Here is a 15210-nt window from a genome sequence, read left to right as displayed (position 1 = left end):
GCTTACGCTCTGGCCTTGTTCTTCTTAGTTCAAACGCTGGTGTAGCTCCTGAACAGAGTTTACAGAACTTCTGTCATCAGCCTCATTAGCTGTACAGTTTGCAAACGCTGCATTGAGCGTAGTGGTGTAGTTAGTCTTATGCTGAAGTGCACCACGACGTAACACCTTCGAATCTTCGATAGCCTGACGGCCTTCTGTGGTATTAACAATGTAGCTGTACTCACCATTCTTGATGCGGTCAAGAATGTGCGGACGACCTTCGAATACCTTGTTTACGCGACGTACTTCGATGCCGGCGTCTTCCAGAGCTTGTGCTGTACCTTTGGTTGCATCCAGCTCAAAGCCAATGGCTTTCATGGTCTTAGCCAACTCAACAACACGTGCCTTGTCACCATTGCGAACAGATAGTAGCGCGCGACCACCACGTGGTAAAGCGTTTGATGCACCTAATTGCGCTTTTGCGAAGGCTTCGGCGAAGTTTTCACCAACACCCATCACTTCACCCGTAGAACGCATCTCTGGGCCACGCATTGGGTCAACACCCTGGAACTTAGCAAATGGCAGTACTACTTCTTTTACGCTGTAGTAAGGTGGGATAACTTCTTTCGTCACGCCCTGGCTTTCCAAAGACTGGCCAACCATACAACGTGCTGCCACTTTTGCCAGCGCAACACCGGTTGCTTTAGAAACAAACGGCACGGTACGCGCAGCACGCGGGTTCACTTCAATCAGGTAAACCTGACCGTCTTTGACTGCGAACTGAGTATTCATCAGACCAACCACGCCCAGCTCAAGTGCCATGTCACGCACTTGCTTGCGCATTACGTCCTGGATTTCCTGAGACAGAGAGTGTGCTGGCAATGAACAAGCTGAGTCACCAGAGTGAACACCGGCTTGTTCAATGTGTTCCATGATACCGCCAATGATGACGTTCTCACCGTCACAGATCGCATCAACGTCTACTTCAATGGCGTCATCCAGGAAACGGTCCAGCAGTACTGGTGCTTCGTTGGACACAGATACCGCTTCGGTCATATAGCGACGCAGGTCATCTTCGTCATACACGATTTCCATCGCACGACCACCCAGCACATAAGAAGGACGTACAACCAGTGGGAAGCCGATTTCCTGAGATTTCGCAATCGCTTCTTCCAGTGACGTGACCGTTGCGTTTTCAGGCTGAAGCAGATCAAGACGCTCAACCAGCTGTTGGAAACGCTCACGGTCTTCCGCGCGATCGATTGCGTCAGGAGAAGTACCAATTACAGGCACGCCATTTGCTTCAAGGTCACGGGCCAGTTTCAGTGGTGTTTGACCACCGTACTGAACAATCACACCTTTAGGCTTTTCAACGCGAACGATTTCAAGCACATCTTCCAATGTGATTGGCTCGAAGAACAGACGATCTGACGTATCGTAGTCAGTTGAAACCGTTTCAGGGTTACAGTTAACCATGATGGTCTCGTAGCCATCTTCACGCATTGCCAGCGCAGCGTGTACACAGCAGTAATCGAACTCGATGCCCTGACCGATACGGTTAGGACCACCACCAATTACCATGATTTTATCTTTGTCAGATGGTGCCGCTTCACACTCTTCATCGTAAGATGAGTACATGTAAGCCGTGTCTGAGCTGAATTCTGCTGCACAAGTATCAACGCGCTTATAAACCGGCAGGATATCCAGCTGGTGACGCTTCTTGCGAATTTCTTTTTCAGACACACCGGCAATCTCTGCGATGCGCGGATCTGAGAAACCTTTACGCTTCAGGCGACGCAGGAAGTCTTTGTTCAGACCGGCCATGCCCACTTCAGCGATGGTTGCTTCGTCTTTCAGAATGTCTTCAATCTGAACCAGGTACCAGCGGTCAACTTTGGTCAGCTCGAACACTTCTTCTACGCTCATACCGTGACGCATTGCATCGGCGATGTACCAGATACGCTCTGCGCCTGGCTCACGTAGTTCACGAATAATGGTTTCTTTCGCTTTCGGGTCGTCCAGTGCAACAATTGGGTTAAGACCTGTTGCGCCCACTTCCAGACCACGAAGTGCTTTTTGTAGTGATTCTTGCTGGTTACGACCAATGGCCATCACCTCTCCCACTGACTTCATCTGTGTAGTCAGACGGTCGTTAGCGCCGGCGAACTTCTCGAAGTTAAAGCGTGGGATCTTAGTTACAACGTAATCGATTGACGGTTCGAATGACGCAGGGGTTGCACCGCCTGTGATGTCATTTTGTAGCTCGTCCAGGGTGTAACCCACTGCCAGCTTAGCTGCAATCTTAGCGATCGGGAAACCGGTTGCTTTAGACGCCAGTGCTGATGAACGCGATACACGCGGGTTCATTTCAATGATAACCATACGGCCATCGTCCGGGTTAACACCGAACTGAACGTTTGAACCACCGGTTTCTACGCCAATCTCACGCAGTACCGCCATCGAGGCGTTACGCATGATCTGATATTCTTTGTCAGTCAGAGTTTGTGCTGGTGCCACTGTGATTGAGTCACCAGTATGCACACCCATAGGGTCGAAGTTCTCGATAGAACACACAATGATGCAGTTGTCGTTTTTGTCACGCACCACTTCCATTTCGTATTCTTTCCAGCCCAGCAAGCTCTCGTCGATCAACAGCTCGTTGGTCGGAGACAAATCAAGACCACGGGTACAGATTTCGTCAAACTCTTCCATGTTGTAAGCAACACCACCACCGGTACCACCCATGGTGAAGGAAGGACGAATGATACACGGGAAGCCAATGCGCGACAGAACGTCGTGCGCTTCATCCATTGAGTGTGCAATCTCGGCACGAGGACACTCAAGGCCAATGTTCTTCATCGCAACGTCGAAGCGCTCTCGGTTCTCAGCTTTGTCGATGGCATCCGCAGTTGCACCAATCAGCTCAACACCGTGCTTAGCCAGTACACCATGCTTGTCCAGGTCAAGCGCACAGTTCAGCGCAGTCTGGCCACCCATAGTCGGTAGTACCGCGTCTGGCTTTTCTTTTTCAATGATTTTCTCAACCACTTCCCAGTGAATTGGCTCGATGTAAGTTGCATCTGCCATTTCCGGGTCAGTCATGATGGTTGCCGGGTTTGAGTTAACCAGAATAACCCGGTAGCCCTCTTCTCTCAGCGCTTTACACGCCTGAGCACCAGAGTAGTCAAACTCACAGGCTTGGCCGATGACGATTGGGCCTGCGCCCAGGATCAGTATGCTGTTTAAGTCGGTACGTTTTGGCATTGTTACTCCGGTTCTAATTAGGCTTTACGTGCTTGCATTAATTCAATGAAGTGGTCGAACAGCGGTGCTGCATCGTGCGGACCCGGGCTTGCTTCAGGGTGACCCTGGAAGCTGAAAGCCGGCTTGTCAGTACGATGGATACCCTGCAAGGTACCGTCGAACAACGATTTATGCGTTGCACGCAGGTTATCTGGCAAAGTGGCCTCGTCCGCTGCGAAACCATGGTTCTGTGCTGTGATCATTACCACGTCACGCTCCAGGTCTTTCACCGGGTGGTTACCGCCATGGTGACCGAATTTCATTTTCACCGTCTGCGCACCAGAAGCCAGCGCCAGTAACTGATGGCCCAAACAAATGCCAAAGATAGGCGTATCAGTTTCTAAGAAGGCTTTAATCGCATCGATTGCATAAGTACATGGCTCAGGGTCACCAGGGCCGTTAGACAGGAAAATACCGTCTGGATTCATCGCCAGCACTTCTGCAGCGGAGGTTTCTGCAGGTACTACTGTCAGTTTACAGCCACGGTCAACCAACATACGAAGAATGTTCTTTTTCACACCAAAATCATACGCTACAACATGAAATTTTTCTTCCTCAGAACTCAGAGTTTGGAAGCCCTGACCTAAAGTCCAGCTCCCTTCACGCCACTCATAAGTCTGTTCTGTTGTAACGACTTTCGCTAAATCCATCCCTTTAAGGCCTGGGAACGCTTTTGCCGCTTCCAGTGCCTGCTGCTCATCAATCTCATCGCCCGCGATGATGCAGCCATTTTGAGCGCCCTTATCACGCAGGATGCGCGTCAGCTTACGCGTATCTATATCGGCAATCCCAAGGATATTGCGTGCTTTTAAGTAGTCACTTAACGATTGCTCGTTACGGAAATTACTTGCAAGCAATGGCAAATCCCGAATTACCAGACCCTTAGCCCAGATTTTATCTGCTTCTTCATCCTCACTATTAGTACCGGTATTCCCGATGTGCGGATAAGTCAGCGTCACAATCTGTTCTGCATAAGAAGGATCCGTCAAAATTTCTTGATATCCCGTCATAGACGTATTGAATACTACCTCACCAACGGACAGGCCGTCAGCGCCGATGGCAGTACCGCGAAACACAGTGCCGTCTTCAAGGACTAAGAGAGCGGATTTAGTCAAGTTAACCTCCTAGATAGTAAAAAACGGGAGCAAGCCAGCGCTTATCTTCCCGTCTACAAAGCGCTTGGTAACACGCAGTTATTAAAATTTTGGCAAATTCGTTATAGTCTACAGCACATTCTTAGATTCGTCTAATAATTCACGTAAAAAATAAAAAAATAAGGTTTTTAGCGACTTTTTATAACGAACACGCTAAAATAGTAAGCTTACTTCTTCAATCCAAGCACATCTTGCATGGAATAAAGTCCGTTTGGCTTATCTTTTAACCACTGTGCAGCCCTTACAGCACCTGATGCGAAGGTTAGTCTTGATGTTGCTTTGTGTGTTAATTCCAGCCTTTCTCCCATGGTGGCAAAATAAGCTGTGTGTTCACCAACTATATCGCCAGCTCTGAGCACTGAATAGCCAATTTCTTGTTGACTTTTCGCCTCATGTACCTGAGTTCGGTCATAGCGTGCAACCTGCTCATGATCCCAGCCTTTTGCCTCTGCAATGGCTTCACCAATCGCCAGTGCGGTGCCCGACGGCGCGTCTACTTTGTTACGGTGGTGGGCTTCAAAAATTTCAATGTCCATTTCATCTGCAAGCTTTGCCGCGGCGGTCTGTACCAGGTCCAGCATCAGGGTTACACCCACGCTAAAATTACGTGCAAAGACGATCGGAATAGACTGTGAGGCGGATTCCAGCTCCTGCATTTGCTGCACGCTCAGGCCGGTTGTGCCAATCACCATTGGTATGTTGTTCGCGACAGCTTGTTGCAGGTGGCCGAGCATGCCTTCTGGTAGTGTAAAGTCGATCAGTACATCCAGCTCATCGCCTAGGTGTTGCTCAGCGCTAAAAGTTGACCCGGCCGGCGCTTGCGGCTGTAAATTAGCAATGGGCTGAGCCAAATGTGGCGATGATGCTCTGACAAACGCGCCACCTAACTGGCAATGTTGAGACTGTTGGACTGCTTCAATCAGCGCCAGACCCATGCGGCCATTGGCGCCAAAAATACCGATTTTCGTCATATTGCGGTTTTCCTTTGTATTAGATTTTCCACCCTGTTCAGTGGTACGGAAACGTATTTTCCCGATTTTCAGCGCAAGAGAGATAAGCCCAGTCACCCAGCTTTTTAGTTGGATGATTGATTTTGTGGCCTAGAGTTTACCCGATCTCTGTGTCATAGTCAGTTGACAATAATACTAATCTATCCCGTCATGGACCGCTGTGAAGCAGGCCTGATTAATACTTCGAGTAAGACTGGCTTTACCAAAAAAGCGTTTCATCCGCTGTAAATCATGTCGATGTGCTCAGCGCACACTCCGTTACCGGGAAGATAAACATAATAACGAAACACCATGGACTTTGGACGTCTAACCATATAAACTTCCGCCCTCGCCGATTTCAATTATTGCGGGCGACGTAGTTTAAATGCAGCTAATAATGGATCCGTTGGCTGTGGTTAGTTTTTGGGGAGTGCTATGCAGCCAAACTTAAATCACACACAAGCAAAGCTTTCTTTGCTACCTCTTTTAACCTTTGTTGGCCTATTCCTGGGCGCGGGTCTGTACCTGCAATCACAGGGGGTCGATTATGCTTTCTATCAGTTACCTGCACCGGTAGCCATTTTGCCAGCCATAGTGATCGCGTTTTGGATCAACAAAGGCACCATCAACCAGAGCGTTGAAACCTTTATCAAAGGTGCGGGGCACAGCAATATCATCACCATGTGTTTAATCTACTTGCTTGCCGGCGCATTTTCGTCGGTGGCCAGTGCCACAGGGGGCGTTGACGCAGTGGTCAATGCCGGCTTATCGCTGATCCCACCCAGTCTGCTATTACCCGGGCTGTTTTTAATTGCGGCCGTGGTTTCAACCGCCATGGGGACGTCCATGGGTACCATAGGTGCCATCGGCCCCATTGCTTACGCTGTCTCCGTCAAAACCGGGATCGATCCGGCTCTGATGGCCGGTACCATAGTCTCAGGCGCGATGTTTGGAGATAACTTATCGATTATTTCTGACACCACCATAGCGGCAACCCGTACTCAGGGCTGTGAAATGAAAGACAAATTCAGGGAAAACCTGAAAATTGCTCTGCCTGCAGCTGCACTCACCGTCGCCTTATTAGTGTTCCTGACACCTGAGCCACAAGCTGTTGAAACCAAGCCTTTTGACTGGCTGCTGGTGCTGCCTTATGCGTTTATTCTGGTGCTGGCTGTGGTCGGCATTAACGTTTTTGTGGTGCTCTTTAGTGGCATTATTTTCGCCGCCCTGATGGGATTCACCGGTGATTACCAGGGCGCTGCCTTTGTCAAAGACGTGTATAAAGGCTTCAGTGACATGCAAGAGATTTTCCTGCTTTCTATGTTCATTGGTGGTTTGTCTGAGTTTATTCGCGTTAATGGTGGACTGGATTATCTGGCACATAAGATCCAGGCAATCACCGCGCTCATCGCCAAATGGCACAGAAAAGTAGCTGATCAACTGGGCATTGCAGCGCTCGTATTGACCAGCAATCTGTGTATCGCGAACAACACTGTTAGTATCATTGTTGCAGGGCCCGTTGCTAAGAAGCTGGCCGATGATGGAAAGATCTCAGGCAAACGTTCAGCCAGCCTGTTGGATATTTTTGCCTGTGTGATGCAAGGCTCCCTACCCTATGGCGCACAAGCGCTGTTACTGGGTGCTACCTTTAAGATCAGCCCGTGGGAAGTGTCTACCTCGTCTTTTTACTGCTTTATTCTGGCATTTACAGCGGTCGCTGTGATTTGTATTCGTCGTCATAAAGACTGATACTTCAATGGCATCCAAGCGGATGCCATTAATTCCCCCGCATTAATAAATTATGAGTTTTTTATTCCTTTTCTGTAGTATTTTGCGTATATAATTCAGCTGTTTATAACCCCACAAACATGAGAAACAATGAAAACACCTATTTTTACTGCGCTCACACTGGGATTTACGCTCACAACAACATCGGTCACTGCCGCGGACTGGAGTAACACGCAATTACACATTAACCATGGCGAGTTCAAAAACCCGTTTAGTCAGCAAAAAGCAAATCAGACAATCTACTCCCTGCAACATGCCTCGGGCTACCGCTACGGAGATAACTTTTTCTTTATCGATTACAGTACAGATGACCTGGATGATGGTCATCAGGATGGCGATTTTTACGGCGAATGGTATTCGACTTTTAGCCTGGGGAAACTGGCGGGCCTGAAGTTTAATGACTCACCATTACAAGACGTTGGCATTGTGATGGGCTTTAACGCCGCCGGTGATGCCAAAGTCATGAAATACCTGCCAGGCGTAAAGCTGTCCTGGAACCTGGATGGGTTTAATTTCTTCGCAACCACTTTAACTGCCTACATCGATGACAGCCGCGGCGTTAAAGCCGGTGGCGCACCGAAAGAAACCAACAGTTACATACTGGATGTGGCCTGGAGCTATCCATTCTCTTTAGGCGACCACAAGTTTGAATTCACCGGTCACGTTGAATACCTCACAGGTCGTGATAATGAAGTCGGTGGCGACGTGAACAACTGGCTACTGGCACAGCCTATTTTACGCTGGGATCTGGGTCACGCGCTGGAGATGCCTGAAAACCAGCTCATGCTCGGTCTCGAATGGCAATACTGGCAAAATAAACTGGGCACTGATACCGACGAATCAGTCCCCCAGATCCACCTTGCCTGGACGTTTTAAGCCACACAGTTTGACCGGGCCCTCTGTTCAGGCCCGGCTGATACCAATTTCACTTAATACCTAGTCTATTTGAAGGAGCAAATAGGGCACTAACAGCGTTAAAAATTTCTCATTTAGAACAACTAAATAGCAAAATTTCTGCCTTGTTATCGACCCTATTTTCTCGCCTCAAAATAGATCACTTAATTAAGCAAATTGGTATTGCTCACTTCACTTTTTAAATACGCCTTCTGAGTAAAAATCGGACAAAGATCATTGCTAATGAACATACCATACAGTATGGTATGTTCATTCATTCTCATAAGGAGTTGTTTTATGTTCAGTCATATTATTAGCCTGACCCCAGAGCCCGATCGTCTTCAGGCGAAAGCAGGCCCACACCATTTCCGTGATGCATTACAAATTGTGCTCGACACCCCCACCCTGACCCCCAGTCAGCTGCAATACCGGATCTTTAATACAATGCCCGGTTGGGTAACACGGCTGATGCGACTCAGAAACAAGCTGGTCGCTGTTTTTGGCTTTTCCACCGGACAAGAGACCATGACTCCAGCCAGTGATGAGCTTGCAGTAGGTGATCAGGCTGGCTTTCTGAATGTCTGTGAAAAATACCCGGAGGAGATCATCAGTTACTCGGAAGATCGCCACATGGTTTTTTATCTCAGTGTAAAAAAACAGCAAAGCTCCGTGATTGTATCCACTTTGGTCAACCCAAAGACCCTAACGGGGCGCATTTACCTTAATGCCATCTTGCCCTTTCATTATGTCATTGCTCGCAGTGTTATCCAGAGTGCCAAGAAGGCGGGCAGATTATGAGTGATGCAAAACAAAGCTGGCTTGCATTTGCCTTAAAAACGCTGATCAGCAGTGGCCCTGATGCGCTGACAATAGACCGACTATGCGCCTGTAAAAAAGTGACCAAAGGCTCTTTTTATCATCATTTTAAAAATCGCCAGGCATTCATAGACGCACTCATGACATACTGGTATGAACAGGCTACAACACGTCTGATCGCCATTGCCGATACGCAGCCCTGCCCACTAACCAGACTGGAACGTCTTGATGAGGCCATCGCAGCCACAGACATTGAAGCCGAACTACATATTCGCGCCTGGGCACTGAAAGATGCCAGCATCCAGCACCATTTGTGTACCATAGACACACAGCGCCAGCACTATCTTAAAACCTGCTACCTCGAATTAGGTCTGGATCAAACACGCGCAGAACACCTGGCAACAACCAGCTATGCCAGCTTCCTCGGGCTGCAGCAGCTCTACCCTCGCCTGTCCGTTCAGGACTGTCTGGCACTGAGCTCAAAACAAGCAAAAGAACAATTAGGAGCGTTGATATGAAATCCCCCTATTTCATGAGTTATGGCCTGATTGCCATCGGCCTGCTACATAACCTGGTTGGTTTATTGATGGGCTGGGAGGTGCTTACTGCAATGCATCAGGATGGCTGGTTCGCAAGCACCATAAAACAAGACATGATGTTATTCGATCGCGAAGCCATCGTTTGGTTTTTAGTCTGCGGGTCCTTGTTTATTCTGTTAGGGTGTGTCCTGAAACACATGCAGCAACACGATGTGCCTTTGCCAGGGCTGCTTTGCCCGGCTTTATTCACCCTCGGCCTGATAATAGTGATCATTATGCCGCTCTCGGGTGGTTACCTGCTCATTCTCCTGGCGTTAGTGCCATCAATAACACGGCTAAGGTACCGCAAGTCATCGCATTTATAGTTACTTTTTTCCTAAAGGTGTCACTATCTCTGCCGATACAGAATAAGATAAAAGTATTATTCGGTGTGTATTTCACGCATGAATGACCCAAGGAACGTGCAATGACATTTATCATCCACCAGGCCACCACGGATATTTCCGCATTTAAAACTAAGCCACCAGCGCTTGCTAAAGAGCCAGCTGATGAAAAGGCCAGCGAAGAGCAGGCAACTGCCGCTGCTACTGACACAGCAGAAGAAGCTCAGGGTATCACCTTGTCTAATGAAGACAAGCATGTGTTATCCGGGGAAAAAGCCAAAGAAGATGCTGAAAAATACGAAGATGTACCGGCATACATTCAACGTATGCTCGAGCGCCTCGAGGAGATTAAAGAAGAAATAACGTTACTTAAAGAGGAGCTGATGGAGTTGCAAGCTGAGCGTTCGCCCGATGAAGCAACACAGCAGCTCACTGAAATGAAAAGCCAGTATCTGATGCAGTTGCAGGAGCAATATTTCGACATCATCAAAAATATTCAGGAGGCGCTGAAAAAAGAAGGGATCACAGACCCCGGGATCATTATTCGCGCCATAACCTGAAGTTTGCTGCCTGATTCATCATATCCAGGCAGATAATCCAATACCAAATATGCCTAACAAACTGACATAACATATGCCGAAAGAAACACTGCGCATCAGTTTTTTACCGAGGTAGTAACAAGCCATATGGCCAACTCTGGAGGCCAAATACACCACAGCCAGTCCATTTAACCAACTGGGGTTAGCCCCTGATAGCATCGCAAATATCACCACCAATATCAGGATCCCCACAGTTTCATTACTGTTGGCGAACACACGATTGCAGCGAAACAAAAAATCATCCGGATCCTGCGCCACCGCCACACCCGGCGGGTGCTTTTGTTTAATTGCCATAATATCTACAACCGCCAATTGAACTAAAAACAAAGCGCCTGATAACCCAAGCACTAAAATACTCAACTGGTATGGGGCCAAAAGGTCTGTCATGCTGATTTCCTTTCCGTATATAATTTAGGTGCAAACACAGTGACCTATTTTATCCGTGTGTGTCAATCGCTGTGTGCTTAAATCTGCCACAAAATAAGGTGACCTTGTCGCAACCCGGACTAAGTCATTTCTGCCGGAAAAACCATTTCAAACAGGCAACCCTTATCAGGGCCCGAGATACACTTAATTTCCCCGTTCAATACAAAAGTGACCAAATTAAACACCATATAAAGACCCAGCCCTACATTACCCTGGTGCCGGGCGGTGGTGTGAAATGGCTCGAAAATGTGTGCCAGTGTGTCGTCTGAGATGCCCTTCCCTGCATCTTTAAAACTCAGTTTAATCTGCGCTTCATCATATATTAATGTGATCCAAACGTCCCCATAAGATGAATCAAACCCATGCTGTATCGCATTCATAAGTAAGTCTTCTAACACCCGCTCCAGCGCCTGTTTATTTAAGCGCACAGTAAGAGACGCGGGACAGTCAACATTGAGGCTTACTGATTTGCTAACATGGCACGCAACAAAGGCATCAAGGAATACCTTTAACTCAACACGGTCATGATTGCTGGTGTATTCGTGGGCAGATGCCTGCTTAAATCGCCTTACTAATTGTGCCGCCCGCGTTGTATTGCTCTCTATCAGCTGTGCACTGGACTCGGACACGTCAACAAACGCGTGTGTATCACTTAAGGTCAGTTTGCTTTGCGCCAGTTTGTCCTTAAATCCAGACAGCGCCTGAGTCAGCACTGAGCAGGCTGTAACCGTAGTGCCCAAAGGCGTATTGAGCTCATGAGAAACGCCACTGACCAGACGCCCAAGTGAGGCCATCTTTTGTGCTTCGACCAGCGTCGACTGCGTCCTGGTCAGCGTTTCCAGTGTGTTGGCCAGCTCATCCCGGGATTGTTTTAAGCGTTCGGTCCGCTCCTCAACACGCTCTTCAAGGGATTTATTCAGTTCAGCCAGAGCAAGCTCCGTGCGCTTAAGTGCTGAGATATCCTTGATTGTACCGCACGCTCTGACGGCCGCTCCACTCTCATGCCGGGTTGTCACTTTTCCCCGATCTAATACCCAAAGCCAGTCCCCCTGAGTGGTTTTCACTCGATAGCTCACTTCATAGAATTCTGTTTCCCCCTCCAGGTGCTTATTAAATGCCTGTTCTAATTCAGGATAGTCTTCAGGGTGTACGGATGCTTTTATGACGCTGAGATCAGAGCCAACCTCGGCAGCAGGTAGTTGCAATTTACTCTGTTGGTTGTCTCGTGTAATCACGCCCGCTGCCAAATCCCAGTCCCATAGCTCATCACCACTCCCCCATAGCGCCAGACTGAGTCGCTCTTTAGCACCACTCACCTGCTTTAACGCCAGCTGCTCGATTTTTAGCTGTTTATTCTTGCTATACCAAAAATACAAGAAAAACACAGTGCCAAATACCAGCAGCAAGGCAATAAAAACGACCCCCTTTTGAAATGCCTGTTTTTCTATCTGTAAGTCTTTAATGCGATTTTCTTGTACCAGTTCAGCAATTTCACGTTCCTTTTCTTCCACATCGAACTCGACACTTAATGCGCTAAGCCGATACTGGTTGTTCCTGTTTTCCCATACACTTTGATTCACTAAATAGGCATTCAGATAATAAACAGCCTGCTCAGGTTGCCCGGCCTGTTCGTAGACTTTCGCGAGTTCACGCTGATATTGCATCACTCGGGCATCTCTTTGATGTTCAGTGGCTATTTCAATGGCTCTAAGATACTCACCGATTGCTTGCTGAGTAGCTCCCCGCCGCAACGACAACTGCGCAAACGCCTGATAAATCTCAGCAATGCGGTCTTCCCAGGGGGAGCCCAGATACAGCGGCAAACTTTTATTAAGATACGCGTCGGCTTTTTTCAGCTCACCTGTATCTATATACAAACGCCCCAGATCCAGATAGGTCGAAATGTTCGTGTCAAAGCGATTGGTCGCTTGTTTCAGATTCAAGGCTTCCATCAGGCTGCTTTCAGCATTGCTATAATCGCCCGCTAACCGATACACAGAGCCGAGGCGATTGTAGGTGTGGATCATGCCCATGCTATAGCCTAGTGCTTCTTTATAGGCAAGTGATTTAAGGTGCATGTCGATGGCATTGGGAAAGTCATCAATCTCTTCAAAATAAGTACCCATGTTACTGTAATAAATTGCCAGCTTTCTTTCATCATTCAGCTCTGTTGCAATCTGGATGGCCTTGTTTTGATGAAACAACACCTTTTCATAGAGGTTCAATCTTCTGTACAAAGAAGCCAGACTTTGATGTACTGAAGATGCTCTGTGGTTATCCTGTAATTTGCGGAACAAGTTCAGGCTGTGAAGAAAGTCAGCCAAGGCGTCGTCAAAACGCATACGCTGAATATTGAGCGTACCCGAATACTGATAGGCGCGAGCGAGATACCTGTCATGGCCTATCTTCGTTGCTAACTGCATAGCGGTAACAAGATCAGCTTCCGCAATATCAACATTCTGCTGTCGCGTAGCAACGTCCGCAGAGACCAGTTTGGCCAATATTTGATTTTCCTCTATACGACTTTGTGCTGCCAATATATACGCTCGCTCTGACAACTTTTTGGCCTGACTGAGCTCACGTTTTGAAATATGAGCACGTGCCAGATGACTCAATAGCCGAGCACTTTGGTCATCGTTAGGGTTGTCCACCAGAAGGGATAATCCAATCTGCCCATAGGCGAGTGACTGAGCGGTATGAAAGTGAGAATGTTGTGAAACAAAGTCTATAATTGCTTCAACCTTTTCATCCCCTTCTGCGCTTGCTATCTTTTCTGCCATCAGCTCGGCCGATAAAGACGTTTGAGCGACTGAGGCCACACTGAATGTCAGGCACACAACAAAGCACACCAGATATTTCAAATCAGCGGTGTTTTCGGACATATAACCACCCGTTTCCCTTACTTCAGATGTTAAGAAGGCTCATCTCTGTTATTGAATATGTTAGTATAATTCAATGAAGTTGCGTTGCCGCCTCTACCAGACTTCTAAGGCTCCCAGTGACCTGGATGGTCATTGACAGCTTGATTACCCTTTTTTGTGAGGCATCAATCACCTTATGCGGCACAGTTCATCAAGAAAAATCACCGAAACTGAGCTATAACTTATACCAGCAAGTACTCACGTTTATCTGGCAAAGTTGTGTGGAATAATGCGAATTTAACAACCTTTTTGTTTTGCTTTTTTGTTAGTGCTCCGAGCTTTGCAATGTGTAACTTAATGCGCATGGGAGGCAGTCCGGATGCCCCGCCAATTAGTTACGCTATCCATGAAGACAAGTTGCGTGGCATTGGATTTGATTTTGTACGACAAGTTTTGCCTGCACACACGCAAATTGAAGTGACTAAGCCTATGCCCTGGCTGAGGGCAATACAATGGGCCAAAGACGGCCACATAGACATGCTGGTTGGGCTGCAAAGTACGGACTATCCGCGTGAGTGGTTTACCTACCTGAAGCCTGCCTTAACCACCTCAGCTCACAGTGTATTCTATCGACGTGAGGAAATATCCCTCACTAACATGACAGAGCTTATCCCGCTCAGAGGCGCTACCTTGCGCGGCGAAAAATCAGCGACTCAAAGTCACACAGGCTTTGACCTGACTCAGCTTACCCTCACTACTGCAGACAGCGTTGAGAAAGCACTAAAGATGCTGTCCATGAAACGTATCGACTACTTTATTGCGCCTCAGTGGCAGGCCATCAGTAGCTGGCTGAACCTCTACAGCGCGCAAGTTCTGCCACTGGCCATGCTCCCGGAGCCCGTGCATATCAATCCTGTTTACTTAGTGCTTTCTAACCAAAGCGCCTGCCTGCCCTATAAATCAGAGCTGGAAGCCGCAATCATAAAAGCACAGAAAGAAGGCCTCATGGAAGCTTTGCTGGAACAAAGCTTCCTGTACTCAAACGTGGTTGATCAGTTTCATGACCTGTTACGTTAAAAAGAGGCGATAACCCTGACACTGTCATCCGCACTACCACTGGTAACATAACCGATAATACTGGCGTCTCCTTTCACCATATCCAGCACTTCCTGATCATTGGCCAGCTTTTTTGGCGGTTGTCCTTTACCGGTAAACAGGAGCTTAGACCAGTAGGCTTTTAACTGGCTAGCACTGCGACCGATCACTTTGCTGTAGAACTCTTCACTGGCAGCACTTGTATCGGACTGACTGACTGGCACGGCTTTACCTGCACCATTAAAGGTTTTTAACTTACCCAAGAATATCTGCTCTATCTGATTCTTGTCTAACGCAGCCGTATTTGAAGGATGGACAACGACATCAACAGCCCAGCATGAAGAAGACAAGCCGATCAAGCCCGTAAATATAATCGCTTTCATT

At 47.9% G+C, this 15210-nt stretch carries 13 protein-coding genes; 7 read left to right on the top strand and 6 right to left on the bottom strand.

What is annotated here, in order from left to right; all coding sequences use genetic code 11:
* Nucleotides 1–24 precede the first annotated feature (24 nt).
* The 3 genes from carB to dapB all read right to left on the bottom strand — a co-directional run bounded on the left by carB (nt 25) and on the right by dapB (nt 5407).
* Entirely contained in the window at nt 25–3243 is a 3219-nt protein-coding gene (gene carB, locus CWC22_RS09240) for a carbamoyl-phosphate synthase large subunit (RefSeq protein WP_010386113.1), read from the bottom strand.
* 17 nt (nt 3244–3260) lie between these two features.
* Complete coding sequence (gene carA, locus CWC22_RS09235; protein ID WP_010386112.1) at nt 3261–4397, bottom strand: glutamine-hydrolyzing carbamoyl-phosphate synthase small subunit; 1137 nt, start codon at nt 4395–4397, stop codon at nt 3261–3263.
* Nucleotides 4398–4603: 206 nt separating this feature from the next.
* The gene (gene dapB / locus CWC22_RS09230; RefSeq protein ID WP_138536693.1) at nt 4604–5407 is read right to left on the bottom strand and encodes a 4-hydroxy-tetrahydrodipicolinate reductase; all 804 of its coding nucleotides are present in this window, start codon (nt 5405–5407) and stop codon (nt 4604–4606) included.
* 453 nt (nt 5408–5860) lie between these two features.
* Here dapB and CWC22_RS09225 point away from each other — a divergent pair, with 453 nt between their 5' ends.
* The 6 genes from CWC22_RS09225 to CWC22_RS09200 all read left to right on the top strand — a co-directional run bounded on the left by CWC22_RS09225 (nt 5861) and on the right by CWC22_RS09200 (nt 10405).
* Nucleotides 5861–7174 carry a Na+/H+ antiporter NhaC family protein gene (locus CWC22_RS09225; protein WP_010386110.1) on the top strand — a complete coding sequence of 438 codons (1314 nt, stop codon included), beginning with the start codon at nt 5861–5863 and terminating at the stop codon, nt 7172–7174.
* A gap of 129 nt (nt 7175–7303) precedes the next feature.
* Nucleotides 7304–8089, top strand: coding sequence for a nucleoside-binding protein (locus CWC22_RS09220; RefSeq protein ID WP_171044996.1), 786 nt, complete (start codon nt 7304–7306; stop codon nt 8087–8089).
* 315 nt (nt 8090–8404) lie between these two features.
* On the top strand, nt 8405–8905 hold the full coding sequence (locus CWC22_RS09215) for a DUF2867 domain-containing protein (RefSeq protein WP_138536691.1): 501 nt from the start codon (nt 8405–8407) through the stop codon (nt 8903–8905).
* Nucleotides 8902–9441: a TetR/AcrR family transcriptional regulator gene (locus CWC22_RS09210; RefSeq protein WP_138536689.1), complete on the top strand. Its 540-nt coding sequence runs from the start codon at nt 8902–8904 to the stop codon at nt 9439–9441. The genes CWC22_RS09215 and CWC22_RS09210 overlap by 4 nt, the downstream gene beginning before the upstream one ends.
* Entirely contained in the window at nt 9438–9827 is a 390-nt protein-coding gene (locus CWC22_RS09205) for a DUF6463 family protein (RefSeq protein WP_138536687.1), read from the top strand. The genes CWC22_RS09210 and CWC22_RS09205 overlap by 4 nt, the downstream gene beginning before the upstream one ends.
* A gap of 101 nt (nt 9828–9928) precedes the next feature.
* On the top strand, nt 9929–10405 hold the full coding sequence (locus tag CWC22_RS09200) for a hypothetical protein (protein ID WP_138536685.1): 477 nt from the start codon (nt 9929–9931) through the stop codon (nt 10403–10405).
* Between the two features lie 18 nt (nt 10406–10423).
* On the opposite strand, the gene CWC22_RS09195 is transcribed toward CWC22_RS09200, so the two are convergent.
* Both CWC22_RS09195 and CWC22_RS09190 read right to left on the bottom strand, forming a co-directional pair.
* Entirely contained in the window at nt 10424–10831 is a 408-nt protein-coding gene (locus tag CWC22_RS09195) for an MAPEG family protein (protein WP_138536683.1), read from the bottom strand.
* A 119-nt stretch (nt 10832–10950) separates the two neighbouring features.
* Nucleotides 10951–13752: a tetratricopeptide repeat protein gene (locus tag CWC22_RS09190; RefSeq protein ID WP_138536681.1), complete on the bottom strand. Its 2802-nt coding sequence runs from the start codon at nt 13750–13752 to the stop codon at nt 10951–10953.
* 324 nt (nt 13753–14076) lie between these two features.
* On the opposite strand from CWC22_RS09190, the gene CWC22_RS09185 reads away from it, so the two are divergent.
* Nucleotides 14077–14808, top strand: a complete 732-nt coding sequence (locus CWC22_RS09185) for a substrate-binding periplasmic protein (RefSeq protein WP_138536679.1) — start codon at nt 14077–14079, stop codon at nt 14806–14808.
* Here CWC22_RS09185 and CWC22_RS09180 read toward each other — a convergent pair.
* The gene (locus CWC22_RS09180; protein WP_010386100.1) at nt 14805–15209 is read right to left on the bottom strand and encodes a phosphate ABC transporter substrate-binding protein; all 405 of its coding nucleotides are present in this window, start codon (nt 15207–15209) and stop codon (nt 14805–14807) included. The genes CWC22_RS09185 and CWC22_RS09180 overlap by 4 nt on opposite strands.
* Nucleotide 15210: the final 1 nt, after the last annotated feature.

The organism is Pseudoalteromonas rubra (genome assembly GCF_005886805.2).
Taxonomy (GTDB): Bacteria; Pseudomonadota; Gammaproteobacteria; order Enterobacterales; family Alteromonadaceae; genus Pseudoalteromonas; species Pseudoalteromonas rubra_D.
This window is presented reverse-complemented; position numbering and strand designations above follow the sequence as displayed.

What these genes read in the sequence shown, in the direction of transcription:
- carB (WP_010386113.1), bottom strand. Translation starts at nt 3,243, where the DNA reads ATGCCAAAACGTACCGACTTAAACAGCATACTGATCCTGGGCGCAGGC.
- dapB (WP_138536693.1), bottom strand. Translation starts at nt 5,407, where the DNA reads ATGACGAAAATCGGTATTTTTGGCGCCAATGGCCGCATGGGTCTGGCG.
- CWC22_RS09225 (WP_010386110.1), top strand. Translation starts at nt 5,861, where the DNA reads ATGCAGCCAAACTTAAATCACACACAAGCAAAGCTTTCTTTGCTACCT.
- CWC22_RS09220 (WP_171044996.1), top strand. Translation starts at nt 7,304, where the DNA reads ATGAAAACACCTATTTTTACTGCGCTCACACTGGGATTTACGCTCACA.
- CWC22_RS09215 (WP_138536691.1), top strand. Translation starts at nt 8,405, where the DNA reads ATGTTCAGTCATATTATTAGCCTGACCCCAGAGCCCGATCGTCTTCAG.
- CWC22_RS09210 (WP_138536689.1), top strand. Translation starts at nt 8,902, where the DNA reads ATGAGTGATGCAAAACAAAGCTGGCTTGCATTTGCCTTAAAAACGCTG.
- CWC22_RS09205 (WP_138536687.1), top strand. Translation starts at nt 9,438, where the DNA reads ATGAAATCCCCCTATTTCATGAGTTATGGCCTGATTGCCATCGGCCTG.
- CWC22_RS09200 (WP_138536685.1), top strand. Translation starts at nt 9,929, where the DNA reads ATGACATTTATCATCCACCAGGCCACCACGGATATTTCCGCATTTAAA.
- CWC22_RS09195 (WP_138536683.1), bottom strand. Translation starts at nt 10,831, where the DNA reads ATGACAGACCTTTTGGCCCCATACCAGTTGAGTATTTTAGTGCTTGGG.
- CWC22_RS09190 (WP_138536681.1), bottom strand. Translation starts at nt 13,752, where the DNA reads ATGTCCGAAAACACCGCTGATTTGAAATATCTGGTGTGCTTTGTTGTG.
- CWC22_RS09185 (WP_138536679.1), top strand. Translation starts at nt 14,077, where the DNA reads ATGTGTAACTTAATGCGCATGGGAGGCAGTCCGGATGCCCCGCCAATT.
- CWC22_RS09180 (WP_010386100.1), bottom strand. Translation starts at nt 15,209, where the DNA reads ATGAAAGCGATTATATTTACGGGCTTGATCGGCTTGTCTTCTTCATGC.